Origin of the sequence: Sphingomonas sp. MMS24-J45, assembly GCF_044881195.1 — a bacterium.
In the GTDB taxonomy this organism is placed as follows: domain Bacteria; phylum Pseudomonadota; class Alphaproteobacteria; order Sphingomonadales; family Sphingomonadaceae; genus Sphingomonas.
Window position 1 is genome coordinate 3,449,628 of sequence record NZ_CP173255.1, and the last position, 19,595, is coordinate 3,469,222.

General features: G+C 64.0%; 15 protein-coding genes and 2 pseudogenes. 14 read left to right on the forward strand and 3 right to left on the reverse strand.

Annotated elements, in window-relative coordinates; all coding sequences use genetic code 11:
* Positions 1-2 precede the first annotated feature (2 nt).
* Entirely contained in the window at positions 3-2,648 is a 2,646-nt protein-coding gene (gene alaS, locus AB5I39_RS16625; RefSeq protein WP_404369382.1) for an alanine--tRNA ligase, read from the forward strand.
* Positions 2,649-2,685: 37 nt separating this feature from the next.
* Here alaS and AB5I39_RS16630 read toward each other — a convergent pair whose 3' ends face one another.
* Positions 2,686-2,844 carry a hypothetical protein gene (locus AB5I39_RS16630; RefSeq protein ID WP_404369385.1) on the reverse strand — a complete coding sequence of 53 codons (159 nt, stop codon included), beginning with the start codon at positions 2,842-2,844 and terminating at the stop codon, positions 2,686-2,688.
* 194 nt (positions 2,845-3,038) lie between these two features.
* Here AB5I39_RS16630 and AB5I39_RS16635 point away from each other — a divergent pair, with 194 nt between their 5' ends.
* Positions 3,039-3,452, forward strand: coding sequence for a BLUF domain-containing protein (locus AB5I39_RS16635; RefSeq protein WP_404369388.1), 414 nt, complete (start codon positions 3,039-3,041; stop codon positions 3,450-3,452).
* A 181-nt stretch (positions 3,453-3,633) separates the two neighbouring features.
* Here AB5I39_RS16635 and AB5I39_RS16640 read toward each other — a convergent pair whose 3' ends face one another.
* Complete coding sequence (locus tag AB5I39_RS16640) at positions 3,634-5,424, reverse strand: cation:proton antiporter (protein ID WP_404369391.1); 1,791 nt, start codon at positions 5,422-5,424, stop codon at positions 3,634-3,636.
* 36 nt (positions 5,425-5,460) lie between these two features.
* Positions 5,461-6,681 (reverse strand): NADP-dependent isocitrate dehydrogenase, encoded by a 1,221-nt coding sequence (locus AB5I39_RS16645; RefSeq protein WP_404369394.1) that lies wholly within the window; start codon positions 6,679-6,681, stop codon positions 5,461-5,463.
* 164 nt (positions 6,682-6,845) lie between these two features.
* Here AB5I39_RS16645 and AB5I39_RS16650 point away from each other — a divergent pair, with 164 nt between their 5' ends.
* The 12 genes and pseudogenes from AB5I39_RS16650 (at position 6,846) to AB5I39_RS16705 (ending at position 19,591) form a co-directional block, all read left to right on the forward strand.
* Positions 6,846-7,577, forward strand: a complete 732-nt coding sequence (locus tag AB5I39_RS16650) for a phosphatidylserine decarboxylase (protein WP_404369397.1) — start codon at positions 6,846-6,848, stop codon at positions 7,575-7,577.
* Between the two features lie 10 nt (positions 7,578-7,587).
* Positions 7,588-8,409 (forward strand): CDP-alcohol phosphatidyltransferase family protein, encoded by an 822-nt coding sequence (locus AB5I39_RS16655; protein ID WP_404369400.1) that lies wholly within the window; start codon positions 7,588-7,590, stop codon positions 8,407-8,409.
* 417 nt (positions 8,410-8,826) lie between these two features.
* Positions 8,827-9,672, forward strand: coding sequence for a 30S ribosomal protein S2 (rpsB, locus tag AB5I39_RS16660; protein WP_404369403.1), 846 nt, complete (start codon positions 8,827-8,829; stop codon positions 9,670-9,672).
* Between the two features lie 85 nt (positions 9,673-9,757).
* On the forward strand, positions 9,758-10,693 hold the full coding sequence (gene tsf, locus AB5I39_RS16665; protein WP_404369406.1) for a translation elongation factor Ts: 936 nt from the start codon (positions 9,758-9,760) through the stop codon (positions 10,691-10,693).
* Positions 10,694-10,848: 155 nt separating this feature from the next.
* Positions 10,849-11,577 (forward strand): UMP kinase, encoded by a 729-nt coding sequence (gene pyrH / locus AB5I39_RS16670; protein WP_404369409.1) that lies wholly within the window; start codon positions 10,849-10,851, stop codon positions 11,575-11,577.
* 2 nt (positions 11,578-11,579) lie between these two features.
* The gene (gene frr / locus AB5I39_RS16675) at positions 11,580-12,137 is read left to right on the forward strand and encodes a ribosome recycling factor (protein WP_404369412.1); all 558 of its coding nucleotides are present in this window, start codon (positions 11,580-11,582) and stop codon (positions 12,135-12,137) included.
* A gap of 83 nt (positions 12,138-12,220) precedes the next feature.
* Positions 12,221-12,889, forward strand: coding sequence for a polyprenyl diphosphate synthase (gene uppS, locus AB5I39_RS16680; RefSeq protein WP_404374209.1), 669 nt, complete (start codon positions 12,221-12,223; stop codon positions 12,887-12,889).
* Between the two features lie 23 nt (positions 12,890-12,912).
* Positions 12,913-13,686 carry a phosphatidate cytidylyltransferase gene (locus AB5I39_RS16685; protein ID WP_404369415.1) on the forward strand — a complete coding sequence of 258 codons (774 nt, stop codon included), beginning with the start codon at positions 12,913-12,915 and terminating at the stop codon, positions 13,684-13,686.
* 11 nt (positions 13,687-13,697) lie between these two features.
* Positions 13,698-14,879 (forward strand): 1-deoxy-D-xylulose-5-phosphate reductoisomerase, encoded by a 1,182-nt coding sequence (locus AB5I39_RS16690; RefSeq protein WP_404369418.1) that lies wholly within the window; start codon positions 13,698-13,700, stop codon positions 14,877-14,879.
* Positions 14,876-16,008 (forward strand): annotated as a pseudogene (gene rseP, locus AB5I39_RS16695) (RIP metalloprotease RseP). The gene AB5I39_RS16690 and the pseudogene rseP overlap by 4 nt, the downstream one beginning before the upstream one ends.
* A 68-nt stretch (positions 16,009-16,076) precedes the next feature.
* Positions 16,077-18,851, forward strand: a pseudogene (gene bamA / locus AB5I39_RS16700) (outer membrane protein assembly factor BamA).
* Positions 18,851-19,591, forward strand: a complete 741-nt coding sequence (locus AB5I39_RS16705; RefSeq protein ID WP_404369422.1) for an OmpH family outer membrane protein — start codon at positions 18,851-18,853, stop codon at positions 19,589-19,591. Before bamA ends, AB5I39_RS16705 begins: the two are co-directional and overlap by 1 nt.
* Positions 19,592-19,595: the final 4 nt, after the last annotated feature.

The window sequence follows — 19,595 nt, forward strand, 5'->3', positions numbered from 1 at the left end:
TCATGACCTCCACGAACGACATCCGCCGCAGCTTCCTCGACTATTTCGCCGCCAACGGCCACGCGAAGATCGCGTCCGCGCCGCTGGTGCCGCAGAACGACCCGACGTTGATGTTCGTCAACGCCGGGATGGTCCCGTTCAAGAACGTCTTCACCGGCCTGGAAACGCGGCCCTATGTCACCGCCGTCTCCAGCCAGAAATGCGTGCGGGCCGGCGGCAAGCATAACGACCTGGACAATGTCGGCTATACCGCGCGGCATCACACCTTTTTCGAAATGCTCGGCAATTTCTCGTTCGGCGATTATTTCAAGGAACGCGCGATCACGCTCGCCTGGGGTCTGCTGACCAAGGAATGGGGGATCGATCCCAACCGGCTGACCGTCACCGTCTATCACACCGACGACGAGGCCTTCGATCTGTGGAAACGGATCGCGGGCCTACCGGAGGAGCGGATCATCCGCATCGCCACCAACGACAATTTCTGGTCGATGGGTGACACCGGCCCATGCGGCCCCTGTTCCGAAATCTTCTTCGACCATGGCGACCATATCTATGGTGGCCCGCCCGGCAGCCCGGAGGAGGACGGCGACCGCTTCGTCGAAATCTGGAACCTGGTGTTCATGCAGTTCGATCAGGCCGCGGACGGCACGCGCACCCCGCTGCCCAAGCCGTCGATCGACACCGGCATGGGGCTCGAGCGGATCGCGGCGGTCCTGCAGGGCGTGCACGACAATTATGATACCGACACCTTCAAGGCGCTGATCGCCGCCTCGGGCGCGCTCACCGGCACCGCCACGACCGGCGACAATCAGGCGAGCCACCGCGTCATCGCCGATCACTTGCGCACTTCGGGTTTCCTGGTGGCGGACGGCGTGCTGCCCGCGAATGAAGGGCGCGGTTATGTGCTCCGCCGTATCATGCGCCGCGCGATGCGCCACGCGCATCTGCTGGGCGCGAAGGAGCCGTTGATGCACCGCCTGGTGCCTGCGCTCGTCGCCGAAATGGGCGCGGCATACCCTGAGCTGGTGCGCGCCCAGGCCGCGATCGAATCGACGCTGTTGCAGGAGGAAACGCAGTTCCGCCGCACGCTCGTGAACGGCTTGCGCTTGCTGGACGAGGCGACCGCCGCGATGGAACCGGGCGCGACGCTTCCGGGCGAAACCGCGTTCAAGCTCTACGACACGTTCGGCTTCCCGTACGATCTGACCGAGGATGCGCTCCGCGCGCAAGGATTCGGGATCGATCGCGCCGGGTTCGACACCGCGATGGCCGAACAAAAGCGCGCCGCTCGCGCCGCGTGGAAGGGGTCGGGCCAGCGCGCCTCGGACGACGTTTGGTTCGACATCGCCGAAAGCGCTGGCGGCACAGAATTCATCGGCTATACGTCGGAGGAGGGCGAGGGCCAGGTCGTTGCGATCGTGAAGGACGGCGCGCGCGTCGACTCCGCCGCCGCTGGCGAAACGGTCGAGATCGTCGTCAACCAGACGCCTTTCTATGCCGAAAGCGGCGGCCAGGTCGGCGACACCGGCACGCTCACCGCCCCCGGCGTGCTTGGCCAAGTCGAGGATACGCACAAATATCTCGGTCGCCTCTGGTCGCACCGCACCAAGATCAGCGAAGGCACGATCGCAGTCGGCGATGCGCTGCACTTGACGATCGACCGCGCGCGCCGCGACCGCATCCGCGCCAACCATAGCGCCACCCACTTGCTCCACGAGGCGCTCCGCCAACGCCTGGGCCTGCACGTCGCGCAAAAGGGCTCGCTGGTCGCGCCCGAACGCCTGCGTTTCGATTTCTCGCAACCCAGCGCGATCGATCCCGCCGCGCTTGCCCAAGTCGAGGCCGATGTGAACCACCACATCCGTGCCAATGGCACCGTCAGCACCCGCCTGATGACCCCCGACGAAGCCATTGCCGAAGGCGCGATGGCGCTGTTCGGCGAGAAATATGGCGAGGAAGTCCGCGTCGTCTCGATGGGGACCGAAGGCGACAAGACGTATTCGCTCGAACTTTGTGGCGGCACGCACGTCCGCGCTTTGGGCGACATCGGCCTGTTCACGCTGGTCGGGGAGGGGGCCGTGTCCTCGGGTATCCGCCGCGTCGAGGCACTGACCGGCGAGGCGGCACGGGCCTATCTTACGGCGCGCGACGACAAGCTCAAGGAAGCCGCGACAGCGCTCAAATCCTCGCCCGACGAGGTGCCCGCGCGCGTGCTGGCGCTGGTCGAAGATCGGCGTCGGCTCGAACGCGAATTGGCCGAGGCGAAGAAGGCACTGGCGCTCGGCGGCGGGGCAGGGGCGGCTGCCGCTGGGCCGGAACAGGTGGGCGGGGTGAACTTCCTCGGCCAAGTAGTCGATGGCCTCGACCCCAAGGGCCTGCGCGGCGCGGTCGATGACATGAAGCAACGCCTCGACGGATCGGGCGTCGCGATGATCGTCGCGGTCAACGATGGCCGCGCCTCGGTCGCGGTCGGCGTGACGCCGGATCTGGTGGCCAGGAAGAGCGCGGTCGATCTGCTCAAGATCGCGGTGGCGACGCTCGGCGGTCAGGGTGGCGGTGGCCGTCCCGACATGGCGCAGGGCGGTGGGCCGGATGGCGCGAAGGGCGCCGATGCGGTCGAAGCGGTCAAGGCGGCGCTAGCTGGCTAGCCAATCTCGCTTGGGGCTGCTCGCCGCCCGCTCACGGTTATCGAACGCGCTGTGCGTCGGTGCTGAAATGCTCGCGCGCCGCGCGCGACAGGTCACGCAGCATCGCCACGATCTCCGCCGTAGAGGCAGTCGCGTTCGTGTCGCGCGCCTGGGTTTCGATCCTGTCCTGATCGGAAAGGGCTTGGTCGTAGGGCATACACGGTCACCTGTTCTGCGGCGTCCACCGGGCTATCGGACTTGGGTTATCGACGGCTTGCCGGGATCGGTTAACCGGCGTTCACCCTCCCGCGCCGGCGCGCCGCACCAACCAAGGCGCTTGCGCCCGCAACGGGTATGCCCCGGACGCGGGATCGCGTAGCCTCGCCTCGGGCACCGCAGGGAGAGCGAACCGTGAAGCAACTCATCTACCGCTCGCAACCGTTCGGATTTGATCGTGCGATGCTCGCTGGCATCCTCGTCGATGCACGACGTATCAACCCGCGCGACGCAATTACCGGCGCGCTGATCTGTCGGCAGGACCTCTATCTGCAATTGATCGAAGGGCCGGAGGCCGCGATCGATGCGCTCTACGACCGCATCACCCGCGACAATCGCCACGACAATATCGTCCTGCTGCTATCGGAGACGGTCGATCGGCGGATGTTCGCCGAATGGGCGATGCTCGACGACGAAGCGCCATCGCTCGCTTGGTCAGCCGAAGAGGTGGAGGAGGGCGCGCTCGACACCGCCAGCCCTGCGGCGCTCCGGGGTGTTTTCGAACGGGTAGCGGCCACCGCGCGAAAAAGCGCCTCCGCGGCGTCTTAACCCCCACATCCCGGCTCTGTCCTACAGGGCGTCGCGCTGGCAAGATTGCACCGCGAGCGCTTCGAACTCGACGGAAAGGTCGTCAATTGCGGCGCGGCACGAAAAGTACGCCGATGGTGTGACTCAGTGTGACTTTAGCGAAAGGCGCTCCGCAAAAACGCATTTATATTCAGTAACTAACCTAAACCTCGGCCGTCTCGCTCGCGCCGGAACCGCGCCGCACCCGCTTCAACCGCGGCAGTGCGACCATCTCCGCCGCCGCTTTGATCTCCTGCCGCAGCTCATCGCGTTTTTCGTGGATCGAGGCGATCACCGGGCCGACCGCGACCCCGAGGTCAGTCAACACGGCCTCGGCCAATTGCAGCGAGGATTCGAGCGTCTCAGGGACGGCGTCGCTCGCGCCGGCTTTGTAGAGTTCGGCGGCATGGCGCGTATCCCGCGCACGCGCCACAATCGTCAGCCCCGGCACCCAGCCGCGCACCCGCCGCGTCAGCGTCACGCTCAGCACCGGATCGTCCATCGTCAGGATCAACGCTTTGGCGCGTCCGAGATTGAGCCGGTCGACCAGTTCGGGCCGCACGACATCGCCGAAGATTACCGGATAGCCCTCGGCCCGCGCCGCCGTCACAGCATCGATGTTCGCCTCGACCGCGACATAGGGCTGGCCGTGAACTGCAAGCATGTCGCACACCATCCGCCCGACGCGACCAAAGCCGATCACGACCGTGCCCGGGCCATCGGCCGAAATCTCGGCATCCGGCAATTCGCCGCGTCCCTCCAGCCGCTTCGCTACACGTTTGCCGACCATGGAGAGCAGCGGCGTGATCGTCAGGCCGATCGCGGTTACGGTCTGCCAGTAACTGGCGAGGCCGGGCGCGATCAATTGTGCCTGAGCCGCCGCACCCAGCACGATCAGCGTCGTTTCCGACGGGCTGCCCATCAGCACGCCAGTCTCGGCCGCCACGCCGCCGCGGATCCCCGCCATCCGCAACAGCCCGAACGTCACCGCCGCCTTGACCGCGACCACCGCCAATATACCGAGGAAATAGGCACCCCAATCCGCCGCGATCGCGCGCAGATCGACGCTCATCCCCACCGTGATCAGGAACACGCCAAGCGCGAGGCCCTTGAACGGCGCGGTGATGACCTCGACCTCGCTATGATAATCGGTCTCGGCGATCAGAAGCCCCGCGATCAGCGCGCCGACGATCGGCGACAGGCCGACTGCGCCGGTGGCAAGGCTTGCGGCGATCACCACGAGCAGCGAGGCGGCGAGGAACAGCTCTGGGCTCTTGGTTCGCGCTGCCTGGGCAAACAGGCGGGGCAGGAAAAAACGTCCGCCGATGAACAGGATCGCCACGGTCAGTATCGCCGCGCCGCCGACCCGCGCGAACCCGGCGAGGCCACCCGCCGCCGCCATCGGACCGAGCGCGCCGAGGATGAAAATGATCGGCACCAGCGCCAGATCCTCGAACAGCAGCATCGCGAACGCCGTCCGTCCGACCGGTCCGCTCGTGCCCGCAATCGGCAGGACCAAGGCAGTGGAGGACAGGGCGAGCGCGATGCCGAGCGCGAGTGAACCCGTCCACTCAAGCCCGATCAGCAGGTGCAGGCCAACGCCGATAACCGCACCCGCCCCGATCAGCTCCGCCGCGCCGACGCCGAACACCAATCGACGCATCGACCACAGCCGCTTGAACGACAGTTCGAGGCCGATCGAGAACAGCAAGAGCACGATGCCGAATTCGGCGAATGGCTCGATCGCGTGCGGATCGGAAATGGTAAGGTGGTACAGCCACGGATAATCGGCGACGAGCGCGCCTAGGCCGAACGGACCGACCAGCAGCCCGACCAGGATGAACCCGATAACCGGACTGATCTTTGCCCGGGCAAAGGCCGGGATCACGAGGCCAGCAGCGCCAAGAATGACCAAGGCGTCGCTGAAACCGGCATTGGACAGGGGAGAGGCCATCCGCGCACTGTGGCGCGGATGGCCGCGTTTGTCAGCTTATTGTGACACGCCCATCTTCGCTTCCAGGTTTACACGGACCTGCTCGAAGAACTGCTCGGTCGTCATCCACGGCTGATCCGGGCCGATCAGCAGCGCGAGATCCTTGGTCATATGACCATCCTCGACCGTCTGGACGCACACGCGCTCCAGCGTTTCGGCGAACTTCGTCACCTCGGGCGTGCCGTCGAACTTGCCGCGATACTTCAGGCCACCGGTCCAGGCGAAGATCGACGCAATCGGGTTGGTGGAGGTCGCCTTGCCCTGCTCGTGCTGGCGGAAGTGGCGGGTGACCGTGCCGTGTGCGGCCTCGGCCTCGACCGTCTTGCCGTCTGGCGTGAGCAGCACCGAGGTCATCAGGCCGAGCGAACCGAAGCCTTGCGCGACCTGATCCGATTGCACGTCGCCGTCATAATTCTTGCACGCCCAGACGAATTCGCCGTGCCACTTCAGCGCCGATGCGACCATGTCGTCGATCAGGCGATGTTCGTAGGTGATGCCTGCTTCCTTGAATTTGTCCTTGAACTCGGTCTCATACACCTCGGCGAACAAATCCTTGAAGCGGCCGTCATAGGCCTTGAGGATGGTGTTCTTGGTGCTGAGATACACCGGCCACTTCAGGTTGAGGCCATAGTGCATCGACGCGCGGGCGAAGTCGCGGATCGAATTGTCGAGATTGTACATCGCCAGGGCGACGCCCGACGATTGGAAGCGGAACACCTCTTCATCGATCGTCGTGCCATCATCGCCGTCGAACACAAGGCGCAGCTTGCCTGGGCCGGGGACCAGGAAATCGGTCGCGCGATACTGGTCGCCGAAAGCATGGCGGCCCACGACGATCGGGTGCGTCCAGCTCGGGATAAGCCGGGGCACGTTCTTGATGACGATCGGCTCGCGGAAAATCGTGCCGCCCAGGATGTTGCGGATCGTGCCGTTGGGCGACTTCCACATCTTCTTGAGGCCGAATTCCTCGACGCGCTGCTCATCCGGGGTGATCGTCGCGCACTTCACGCCGACGCCATATTTCTGGATCGCCTTGGCGCTATCGACCGTCACCTTGTCGTCGGTGTTGTCGCGGCTCATCATGCCGAGGTCGTAATAGTCGAGGTCGATATCGAGATAGGGGAGGATCAGGCGCTCGCGAATCCACTGCCAGATGATCCGCGTCATCTCGTCGCCATCGATCTCGACGACGGGCGTTTTTACCTTGATCTTCGCCATTGCGCTCTTTCCTATGGGGAGGTTTGAGGCAGCGTCTAGGAGCAAGGCGCGCAGCGATCAACCCGGTGAAGCCCTGATCTTGAACGGGCGAGCGGGGAGGGGCCTGGTGGGCGCAAGGCCGTTCATGATTGTCGCGAGCGGGGGGGTGGGGTAGGAGCATCATCATGTCTCCGTTCGAAAAACCCGTCGGTCCTGCCGAAGCCGTCAAATGGCGCGTTCCAGATTTGCATCCGGAAGGGCGGAAATATGTCATCATTGCCGCCGTGGTCGCCTTCGTTGCCTGGGCGTGGGTTGGCTGGTTCCTTGCGTGGCCGCTGATCGGGCTGACCCTGTGGGTTGCCCTGTTCTTTCGCGATCCGGTGCGCGTGACGCCGAGCGCGCCGGGGCTGATCGTGTCACCCGCCGACGGACTCGTCTCGATGATCGAGCGCGTGCCGGTACCGCGCGAACTCGCTGGGCCGAATGGGCTGGGCGATGCGCCGCTGATTCGCGTGTCGGTGTTCATGTCTGTTTTCGACGTGCACATTAATCGCACGCCGATCGCCGGCACGATCAAGCAGGTTGTGTATATTTCGGGCAAATTCGTGAATGCCGAGCTCGACAAAGCGAGCGAGGACAATGAGCGGCAGCATATTCTGGTCGAGGATCGCGAAGGTCGACGCATCGGCTTTACGCAGATCGCCGGGCTGCTCGCACGCCGCATCGTGCCGTTCGTGAAGCCGGGCGATATGGTCGCGGTCGGGCAGAGAATCGGACTTATCCGCTTTGGCAGCCGTGTCGATGTCTATTTGCCCGACGATTGCGCGTGCCAAGTGGTGCTGGGCCAGCGCAGCGTCGCCGGCGAAACGATCCTCGGCCGCGTCGACGCCACGACCGCACGCGGGATCGCGCAATGATCGTCGTATCATGCCGGTAAAGCCACGTTTGCGCCGCCCGGTGCCCCGCGGCCTGCCGCTGCGCGCTGTCGCGCCGAACGCCGTGACCGCACTCGCATTGTGTTCGGGGCTCACCGGCATCCGTTTCGCGATCGCCGGTCAATGGGAGACCGCGGTCGTTATGGTGATGATCGCCAGCGTGCTTGACGGCATCGACGGTCGGATCGCGCGGATGGTCCGTGGGGAGAGCCGTTTCGGTGCCGAACTGGATTCGCTGTCCGACGCGATTTCGTTCGGCGTGTCGCCGGCGTTGATTCTGTATCTCTGGTCGCTGCAGGATTTGCCGCGCGTCGGCTGGCTCATCGCATTAGTGTTCGCGGTGTTCTGCGCGCTACGCCTCGCCCGCTTCAACGCCGCGATCGACGTGGCGGACCAGCCGCACAAATCGGCCGGGTTTCTCACCGGCTCCCCTTCTCCGGTTGGGGCGGGGCTGGCGATGCTGCCGATGTATCTGTGGTTCTGGACCGGCCTCGACATCTGGCGCTCGCCGATGATCGTCGGCCCGTGGGTCGCGCTGATGGCGGTACTAATGGTGTCGAGCCTCGCAACCTATAGCTGGTCGTCCCTGAAACTGCGACGGACGATCCGGTTCGAGGCGATGGCAGTGGTCGTATTGCTTGGCGCAGCCCTGGTTTCGGCACCGTGGCACACGCTGACATTCCTGTGCGCCGCGTATTTGGCGACGCTACCGTTCAGCATCGCTGCCTATGCAAGGGTCAAGCAGCTGCGCGCCACTGCGGCCGTGTCGCCGGAGCCATCGACCGTCCCCGTGTCCGAACCCGTGCCTCGCTGACAATCACCGCAGGCGCAGCAGAGGCAGGCACAGCACCGTCGCGGAGTAACGCAGCGATCCGTGGCAAAGCGGGCATCAACGTCAGCCAGAACACTGCGACACTAGCGGCAAGGGCGCTTGCGAAAACCAGAAAACCGACAAAAGCCATCTTCCAACTCCATCCATCACGGTGGTGGGTCACAAAATAGCAACCCTCAGGCGTAGCAGCGGTTCCATGTTCCGCTCACGAGCATGGTATGTTCTTTCTACGTTCCGGATGTCAAGCGTCATTACGGAGTTGCGCTCTCCCCGCACTTCCGCTAACGGGCACGCCTTCACACCGCATGGGAAGCACACATCACCGGTGTCCGCCTGGGGTTTCACCTCGGCCAACGGATTACTCGCTTCCCAGAGGATCAACCGGAAAGGAACTATCTTATGGCGGCACCTGTCGTCTCCATGCAGCAATTGCTCGAAACGGGCGCGCACTTCGGCCACCAGACGCATCGCTGGAACCCGAAGATGAAGCCTTACATCTTTGGCGACCGCAACGGCGTCCACATCCTCGATCTGTCGCAGACCGTGCCGTTGTTCGCACGTGCGCTGGAATTCGTCGCAGCTTCGACCGCGTCTGGCGGCAAGGTCCTGTTCGTCGGCACCAAGCGCCAGGCGCAGGAGCCCGTTGCCGAGGCAGCGCGCCGCTCGGGCCAGCATTTCGTCAACCATCGCTGGCTGGGCGGGATGCTCACCAACTGGAAGACCATTTCGGGTTCGATCAAGCGCCTCAAAACCCTGGAAGAGCAGCTTTCGGGCGACACGCATGGCCTGACCAAGAAGGAAGTGCTGCAGCTCACCCGTGAGCGCGACAAGCTCGAACTGTCGCTCGGCGGCATCCGCGACATGGGCGGCATTCCGGACGTTATGTTCGTGATCGACGCTAACAAAGAAGAGCTGGCGATCAAGGAAGCCAACACGCTGGGTATTCCGGTCGTCGCGATCCTCGACTCGAACGTCTCGCCCGATGGCATCGCTTTCCCGGTTCCGGCGAATGACGACGCCAGCCGCGCAATCCGCCTGTATTGCGAAGCCGTTGCCATTGCTGCGACCCGTGGTGGTCACGAGCAGATGGCGCGTCGTCAGGACGTCGGCGCGATGGAAGCCCCGCCGGTCGAGGAAGCGCTGAGCGTTGCCCCGGAAGCCCCGGGTGCCGAGATCACGCCCGCGACCGACGCCGCGCTTCAGGCTGAAATGGCCGCCGAGACCGAGCGCCAGATCGACGCGTAAGCGTCTTCGAACTGACATTTGGGCGGGGTAGGGCGTTGGCCCCGCCCCGCCTATATGCGTTTTCTACAGATAGAAGGATTTTGACATGGCCGAGATCACGGCAGCAGCAGTAAAGGACCTGCGCGAAAAGAGCGGCGCGGGCATGATGGATTGCAAGAAGGCGCTGACCGAAGCAGCAGGCGACATGACCGCTGCGATGGATTGGCTGCGCGCCAAGGGTCTGGCCGCCGCCGCCAAGAAGTCCAGCCGCACTGCGGCCGAGGGCCTGATCGGCGTCGAAGTGTCGGGCACCAAGGGTGCCGCGGTCGAAGTCAATTCCGAAACCGACTTCGTCGCGAAGAACGTGCAGTTCCAGACTTTCGTCCGTGACGTGACCTCGGTCGCGCTCGAGCTGGGCGACGACATTGCTACGATCAAGGCGGCGCCGCTGGGTGACAAGACGGTCGAGGAGATCCTGACCAACAACATCGCCACGATCGGTGAGAACCAGAACCTTCGCCGCGCCAAGCGTCTCGAAGTTTCCGCCGGCGCGGTCGTGCCGTACATCCACAATGCTCAGGCTCCAGGTCTCGGCAAGATCGGCGTGCTCGTCGCGCTTGAGAGCGAAGCGGGCAAAGATGTGCTGGAGCCGCTCGGCAAGCAAATCGCGATGCATATTGCAGCGGCCTTCCCGCTGGCGCTCAACGAAGATGGTCTCGACCCCGAGATCGTCGCCCGCGAGCGTGCGATTGCCACCGAAAAGGCATCGGAAAGCGGCAAGCCAGCCGACATCGTCGCCAAGATGGTCGATGGTGCGATCGCTAAGTACTGCAAGGAAAATGCCCTCGTCAGCCAGTTGCTGGTGATGGATGGCAAGACCAAGATCTCGGACGTCGTTGCAAATGCCGCCAAGGCAGCGGGCACTGCGATCGTGCTCAAGGACTATGTCCGCTTCCAGCTCGGCGAAGGCATCGAGAAGGAAACGAGCGACTTCGCCGCAGAAGTTGCCGCAGCTTCGGGCGTTCCGCAGCCGGTTGCTTGAGCGTTCGCTGGCGATGCTAAATGGGGGCTGTGCCGGCGACGGTGCAGCCCCTGTCGTATCGACCGGCGATCGTCTGCACGGTTTCCGCGCTTCCAATCCGCGGACGTGCCCGATAAGGTCCGCGCCGCCACCCCCCTTCAGCATTCTGGACCCCCGTGACCCACCCACGCTTCAAACGTATCCTGTTGAAATTGTCGGGCGAAGTCCTGATGGGCAGCAGCGGCCTGTCGATCGATCCCGACGTCATCGCGCGCGTTGCGGCCGAGATCGCCGACGTGAAGGCGCAAGGGTTTGAATTGTGCGTCGTGGTTGGCGGCGGCAATATCTTCCGCGGCATCTCCGGCGCGGCGCGTGGCATGGACCGTGCGACCGGCGATTATATGGGGATGCTTGCCACGGTGATGAACGCGCTCGCGGTGCAGAACGCGCTCGAGCAGATCGGCGTTGAGACGCGCGTGCAGTCGGCGATCCCGATGGCGTCGGTGTGCGAACCCTTCATCCGGCGCCGCGCGGAACGGCATCTGGAAAAAGGCCGGATCGTGATTTTCGCGGCCGGTGTCGGCAGTCCGTTTTTTACCACCGACAGCGGCGCTGCCTTGCGCGCGGCGGAGATGAAATGCGACGCGTTGTTCAAGGGTACTTCGGTCGATGGCGTCTATGACGCCGACCCGAAACTGCACCCGAATGCAAAGCGTTTCGATACGGTGAGTTACGGCACTGTCCTGGGGCAGGATTTGAAGGTGATGGACGCAAGCGCGATCGCCTTGTGCCGCGACAACAACATTCCGATCGTCGTCTTCAACATTCGCGAATCGGGCAATCTTGCCGCGGTTCTGCGCGGTGATGGCGTTTCGACGACCGTTCAGCACAGCATAGGAGACTGACCATGGCCGCTTACGACAAGGCCGATCTGGAGCGCCGCATGGCGGGCAGCGTGGAAGCACTGAAGAGCGATCTGCAGGGCCTGCGCACCGGTCGCGCGTCGACCTCGTTGCTCGATCCGGTGACGGTTGAGGTCTACGGCGCGCAGATGCCGCTCAATCAGGTTGCGACCGTCTCGGCACCCGAGCCGCGTCTGCTGTCGGTGCAGGTGTGGGACAAGAGCAATGTCGGCCCGTGCGACAAGGCGATCCGCTCGGCTGGCCTGGGCCTCAATCCGATCGTCGACGGCACCACGCTGCGGCTGCCGATCCCGGATCTGACCGAAGAGCGCCGCAAGGAGCTTGCCAAGCTGGCCGGCAAATATGCCGAGGAAGCGCGCATCGCGGCACGCAATGTGCGCCGCGATGGTATGGATTCGCTGAAGACCGACGAAAAGAAAGGTCTGTTCGGCGAGGACGAGCGCAAGCGCCACGAAACCGAAGTGCAGAAGCTGACCGACAAGACGATTGCCGAAATCGATGCGGCCGCGACCGCCAAGGAAAAGGAAATCCTCGGCAAGTGAGGCCGTTTGCGGCCCAGGCAGCCGATCGGGCGATCGCGACGGAGTCGGGGGGCGGCCCGCTTCCGCGTCACGTTGCGATCATCATGGACGGCAATGGCCGCTGGGCGAAGAAGCGGCACTTTCCGCGCATCGCCGGGCATCGCCAGGGGATCGAGGCGGTGCGCCGAGTTGCGCGCGCGGCGCGTTCGCTCGGTATCGAGGCGCTGACGCTCTACGCTTTCTCCAGCGAGAATTGGCGTCGGCCGGAGGAGGAAGTCAGCGACCTGATGGGATTGTTGCGGCTGTTTATCCGCAGCGACCTTGACGAGCTGGTGCGCGATAATGTGCGGCTGCGCATTATCGGCGATTATCGCCGCTTTTCGCCGGACCTGGTCGAGTTGATCGATGATGCGGTCGCGCGGACCTCGGTCAATACCGGGCCGATTCTGGTCATCGCGCTCAATTATGGTGCGCAGGCTGAAATTGCCGCAGTGGCGCGGCGGCTGGCAGAGCAAGCGCGCGACGGGCAGCTTGACCCGGCAACGATCGACGAAGCGATGTTCGAGGGCGAGCTCGAGACGCGCGATCTGCCGCCGCTCGATTTGCTCATCCGCACCTCGGGTGAGGTGCGGCTGTCCAACTTCCTGTTGTGGCAAGCGGCCTATGCCGAGCTGCTGTTCGTCGATACGCTATGGCCCGATTTCGATGGCGATACGCTGGCGCAGGCGATCGCGGCCTTCGGGCAACGACAACGGCGGTTCGGCGGCCTGTGACGGCGACGGCCCCGCCGAGAGGCATGTCCAATCTGACGTTACGCGTGCTGGTGGGAATCGCTTTGATCGCGGTGGCGCTGCTCGCGGTCCTGTTGGGCGGCATTCCCTTCTGGCTGCTATGCGTGGTGCTCGGCATCTTGATGATGGGGGAGTGGGCCGATCTCCATGCTACGCCGCCCGCGATCAAGCGGCTTGCCCAATATGCGTTGTCGGTTCCACTGGCCGCGATGATGCCGGTGCTCGGCGTCGGTCCCGGCTTCTTCGCGCTCGGGCTGATTGGCGCGGCGGCGTTTTTCGTCGTCATCACGAAGCGAACGACAGGCTTGGCGTTGGGCGTCCTCTATGTGGGCCTGCCGATCATGGCATTGCTTGTTTTGCGGCGGCAGGAGGAGGGGATCGTCTTAACGGTCTGGTCGCTCGCCTTGGTATGGGCGTGCGACATTGGTGCCTATGCGGCGGGGCGCCTGATCGGCGGGCCCAAGCTCGCACCCGCGATCAGCCCGAATAAAACCTGGGCTGGTCTTGGCGGCGGCGTGGTGCTGGCCAGCGCGTTCGCCGCCCTCATGCACTATCGCTACGGACTGCCGTTGCGCCTGACGCTGGCGACCCCGGCACTCGCGGTGCTGGCGCAAGGCGGCGATTTGTACGAAAGCTGGTTGAAGCGGAAGGCAGGGGTCAAGGATAGCGGGACACTGCTGCCGGGGCATGGCGGCGTGCTCGACCGGCTCGACGGGCTGGTGCCGGTCGCGCCCGTCGCGGCCCTGCTGGTGCTGTTGCCAAAATTCTACTGGTGGTGAAGACAGTTCCAATGAAGTCGATTACAATTTTGGGGGCGACCGGTTCGATCGGCACGTCGACGCTCGATCTGGTCGAGCGCGAGCCGGACCGGTTCGAAGTGCTGGCGCTGACCGCCAATTGCGATGTCGCACGCCTTGCGGCAGCAGCGATCCGCACGCGGGCGAAGCGTGCCGTGGTGGCCGACGAAAGCTGCCTTCCCGAGCTGCGCGCTGCGCTTGCCGGGACCGATGTCGTGTGCGCCGGCGGGCGCGCGGCGGTGATCGAGGCGGCAACACTCGGCGCGGACATCACGATGGCAGCGATCGTCGGCTGCACCGGGCTTGAACCGACGATGGCGGCGATTGCGGGCGGCAAGACCGTTATCATCGCGAACAAGGAGCCGCTGGTTTCGGCCGGCGAAGTCGTGCTCGCTGCCGCGAAGGCATCCGGCGCGACGCTGCTGCCGGCCGATTCGGAGCATAATGCGATCTTCCAATGCTTCGACGCGAGCCGGCCCGAACGCGTCCGTCGCATCATCCTGACGTGCAGCGGCGGGCCGTTCCGGACTTTCTCGACCGAAGAGATGCGCGGCATGAAGGCCGATCGCGCGGTTGCACACCCCAATTGGTCGATGGGCGCGAAAATCTCGGTCAATTCGGCGACGCTGTTCAACAAGGGGCTCGAACTAATCGAAGCGGCGCGGTTGTTCCCGGTACCGCATGACGCGATCGAGATCGTGATCCATCCGCAATCGGTGATCCACTCGCTGGTCGAATATGTCGACGGCTCGACGCTCGCACAATTGGGGCCGCCCGACATGCGCGTGCCGATCGCCTCGTGCCTTGCCTGGCCGGACCGGATGGCGACGCCGATAGCCCCGCTCGATCTGGTCGCGGTGGGGCGACTCGATTTCCAGGCACCCGATCCGGTGCGCTTCCCGGCGCTGCGCCTGACGCGCGACGCGCTCGACGCAGGCGGTGCGCGACCCGCGATCCTGAACGCTGCGAACGAGATTGCCGTGGCCGCTTTTCTGGGCGGGCAGATCGGCTTCCTCGAAATTGCCGCAATCGTCGAAGATACGCTGTCGGCATACGATCCGGCCGCGCCGGGGACATTGGGCGATGTCCTCGCGGTCGATGCCGAGGCGCGGGAGCATGCGCAGCGGCAGGTCGCGGTTCGCAACGGGGCGTTTGTGAAGGATAGCGTCGCTTGAGCCAATCACCCGGCCTGTTGCTTACCATCCTGGCTTTCGCGCTGGTGATCGGGCCGCTCGTGTTTCTGCACGAGCTTGGCCATTATCTCGCTGGCCGCTGGTTCGGCGTGAGGATCGATGCGTTCTCGATCGGCTTTGGTCGCGAGATGTTCGGTTGGACCGATCGGCATGGCACGCGCTGGAAGGTCAGTGCGCTGCCGCTTGGCGGATACGTCAAGTTTGCCGGTGACCTGAACCCCGCGAGCCAGCCCGACCCGGCCTGGCTGGAACTGCCGCCGGAAGAACGCGCGCGCAGTCTCCAGGCGCGTCCAGTGTGGCAGCGTGCGATCGTCGTCGCGGCTGGCCCGATCATGAATTTCATCGTCGCGATCGCCGTGCTGGGCGGGATGGCGATGGCGTATGGCGTCGACGCCACCCCCCGACCGTCGGGACGGTCCTGCCTGGCAGCGCGGCGGCGAACGCCGGCCTGCAAGCAGGCGACCGGATCACGACGCTTGGCGGTCGGAAAGTGACCACTTTTTCCGATCTCGCGGCCTTCACGGTGTTGCGTCCAGATGAGCGCGTGCCGGTGTCGATCGTGCGAGGCGGACAGCCGCTTCAGCTCGCCGTCACGATCGGAGCGCTCAAGCAGCGTGACCGCTTCGGCAATGTATCCAAGATCGGTCGCCTCGGTATCGGCCCAGGCGCCCCTGCGTTACGCAAGGTCAGCTTGCTCGAGGCGCCCGCAGCGGGCGTGCGCGGTACGATTGCCGCGTTACAGGGCACGGTCGATGGCCTTGGCCAGATCATTTCTGGCAGGCGCTCGGTCGACGAACTGGGCGGGCCGCTGCGCATTGCAAAAATGTCGGGCGAGACGCTGAGTCTGGGCACGCCCTATCTCATTTGGTTCATCGCGATGATCTCGATTAATCTGGGATTCATCAACCTGTTGCCAGTCCCGTTGCTGGATGGCGGCCACCTCTTCTTTTATGCAATCGAAGCGGTCCGACGCAGGCCCGTGCCGCCGCAGGTGCAGGAATGGGCATTTCGCGGCGGTTTGGCGGCGATCGTGGCGCTGATGGTGACAGTAACGTTCAATGATCTCGGCGCATTTGGCTTATGGGCGAGCCTGCGCGGGTTGATCGGTTGACGCAGGTAAGGCAGGGCGGGCCGACAGTTTTTCGGCCGCGCGGAATTTTCTCCGACTTGGGGTGGAATGTGACAGCGATCAAGGTTTCAAATTTCGGAGCACGGGCCACCGCCGTGCTGCTGACCGGCACGATGCTGGCAGGCTTGCCGATGGTCGCGTCCGCGCAGACCACCGGCCAACCGACCGCTCCGGCGACCCGGGCGGCGGAGCCTGCACCGGCTCCGGTCGCCGCCCCCGTTACCCGTACGATCAAGACGCTCCGTGTCGAGGGATCGCAGCGGCTCGAGCCCGAGACGGTGCTGTCCTACACCAAGCTGCGCAGCGGCCAGGTCTACACCAATGAGACGCTCGATCAGGCGATCAAGGATCTGTACGCGAGCGACCTGTTCGCCGACGTGATCATCAGCGGCGCGGAAAGCGGCGACATCGTGCTGCGCGTGCGTGAGAATCCGATCATCAACCGCGTGATCTTCGAGGGCAACAAGCGCCTGAAGGAAGACAAGATCAAGAAGGAGGTGAAGCTCGCCCCCCGACAGATCTTCACGCGCACCGCCGTCCGCCAGGATGTTGCGCGGATCGTGGAGCTGTACCGCCGCCAAGGGCGCTTTGCCGCCGTGGTCGAACCGAAGATGGTCAATCTCGACCAGAATCGCGTCGACGTGATCTTCGAGGTGAGCGAGGGGCCGAAATCCAAGGTTCGCCAGATCAATATCCTCGGCAACACCGTCTTTTCCGACAACAAGCTGCGCGAGCAGATGGCGACCAAGCAGGCGCGCCTGACTACCTTGCTCAGCTCGAACACCAGCTACGATCAGGATCGCCTGGCTTACGACCAGCAGAAGCTGCGGCAATTTTATCTGACCGAGGGGTATGCGGATTTCCGCGTAACCTCGGCGGTTGCGGAACTGACGCCCGACAAGAAGGACTTCATCATCACGTACGTGGTTGAGGAGGGGGATCGCTACAAATTCGGCGACATCACCGTCGACAGCGACATTCGCGATTTCGACAATAAGAAGCTCGCCGCCAATCTCGGCATCAAGAAGGGCGATTGGTACGACGCAAAGAAGGTCGAGACCTCGATCGATTCGCTGAGCGAGGCCGCCGGTCTGTTCGGCTATGCGTTCACCGAAGTGAACCCCGATTACGCGCGCGACAAAGACACGCTGACGATGGGGCTGAACTTCCACATCGCCGAGGCGAAGCGGTCGTATGTCGAGCGGATCGACGTCAACGGCAACACGCAGACGCAGGACAAGGTGATCCGTCGCGAAATCCGCCTGGCGGAGGGCGATGCGTTCAACAGCTTCCAAGTCAAGCGTTCGCAGGACCGCATCAACTCGCTCGGTTTTTTCCAGGACAAGTTCGAGATCAAACAGACGCAGGGCTCGGCACCTGACCGCGTCGTGCTGACCGCCGATGTGGAAGAGAAATCGACTGGCGAATTGTCACTGTCGGCTGGTTTCTCCAGCCTCGAGCGTTTCATCATTCAGGCCTCGATCCGCCAGCGCAACTTCCGCGGCAAGGGCCAGGAATTGCGCGCCAGCGTCAACTATTCGACCTATTCCAAGTCGGTCGAACTGGGCTTCACCGAGCCATACCTGTTCGATAAGAACATCGCGATTGGCGGCGACATTTTCCGCCGCGATTACAACGCTTTCAACTTCGTCGGGGATCAGCGCCAGACGACCTATTCGCAGGTGTCGACCGGGTTCCAGATCCGCTCGGGCGTGCCGCTCACCGAATATGTGCAACTCGCCGCCCGCTACGGGCTGACGTACGATCAGGTCGGGCTCGATCAGAATTCCTATTTCTCGCCCAATCCGGTTACCGGTGTGCTGACCTGTGATCCGATCAAGGCGGGTCGCTATCTGTGCGACGCGATCGGCAACCGCATCACCTCATCGGTCGGCTATTCGCTGATCTATGACAGCCTCAACAGCCGCCTGCGCCCGACCGCCGGGCAACGCGCGATCGTGAGTTAGGATTTCGCCGGGCTTGGCGGTGACGTGAAATATATCCGCACGAAGTTCGAAGGCTCGAAGTTCGTCAATATCGGCAGCGGCTTCATTGCCTCCCTCAACGTCGAGGGCGGCTACATCCGATCGCTGGAGAAGAGTCGCGGTCCGGGGATCGACAAGGTCCGCATCATCGATCGCTTCTATCTCGGTGAACCCGATTTCCGGGGCTTCGACATTCGCGGTGTCGGTCCGCGCGTGCAGCGCATCAGCTACACCACGGATGCGGCGGGCAATCAGACGCTGATCACGGATCGCAATCAGTTCGTCGATGACGCGCTCGGCGGTCGGGCTTATTATCTCGGCAAGCTCGAGCTCGAGATTCCGCTGCCCTCGGGCGCGCGCGAATTGGGTCTGCGCCCGTCGATCTATGTGCAGGCCGGTGCGCTGTTCGGCATCACCCGTCCGCTGCCGACGATCGGCATCTGTGGCGGCAGCACCACGACCAACTGCTTCCCGACCGTCAACGGCGTCGTCCAGCCGCTGGTTACCCAAGTGCTGGCAAGCAACGGGCAACCGTTTTACACCGTTCCCAATATCGACGCGACGAACCCAGGCCTGATCACGACCTGCCCGATCGGCTATTCGTCGACGGTCGGGGGGGCGTGCACCGGCACGTCGGTCAACACAGCCTATACAAGCTCGACCGCGCCATTCCTGGAGCGTTTCGTCGGTGATTCCCCGCGGCCGCGTATCTCGGTCGGTGGTGGTGTAAACTGGAACTCGCCCTTCGGGCCGCTCCGCATCGATTTGGCCTATGCCCTGCTCAAGGACCCAGGCGACGACAATAAACTTCTGACATTCAACGTAGGGACACAGTTCTAATGAAGACGTTTCAGACCATTTTGCTCGGCTGCGCGGCGCTTGCTCCGGCCCTTCTGGTTGCCGGCACCGCCCAGGCGCAGGTTGGCGGCATCGCGATTTCCGATCCGGAGACCGTTATTCTGACTGCCAAGGCACTCGATGCTGCCAATCAGTCGATCGGCACGACCTATAAGACGCAGCTCGATCAGGCGAATGCGCGCCAGACGGCGCTGCAGGCGGAGCTGGCAACGATCGGGGCGCCGCTCGATCTGAACAAGGACAAGCGTCTGTCGGACGACGAGATTGCCGCCGCACAGCGCGCGAACAATCCGATCCTTGCCAAGCTTGAAGCCGCGCAGAAGGCCGGCCAGGCCGACGCCGCTCGCCTGAGCGCACCCGCTACGCTGGCGCAGGCCTATGCAATTGAGCAGATCTCGCAGCGGTATTCGGCAGCGGTCAAGACCGTCATCGATGCCAAGAAGATCAGCCTGCTGCTCTCGGCCGGCACGGTGCAGTACAATGCTCCGGCGGTTGACGTGACCGATGACATCAAGGCCGCCCTCGATGCCGCTGCGCCGACCGTGTCGATCACGCCGCCGGCCAATTATCAGCCGAGCCAGCAGACCGTGCAGTTGCAGCAGCAGTTCCAGCAGCTCGTCTATCTGGCAGCTGTACGCCGTGCCCAGCAGCAGGCAGCCGGTGGCGCGCCAGCCGCACCGGGCGCGAAGCCTGCCCCGGCGAAGCCGCCGGTCGGCCGCTGAGCCA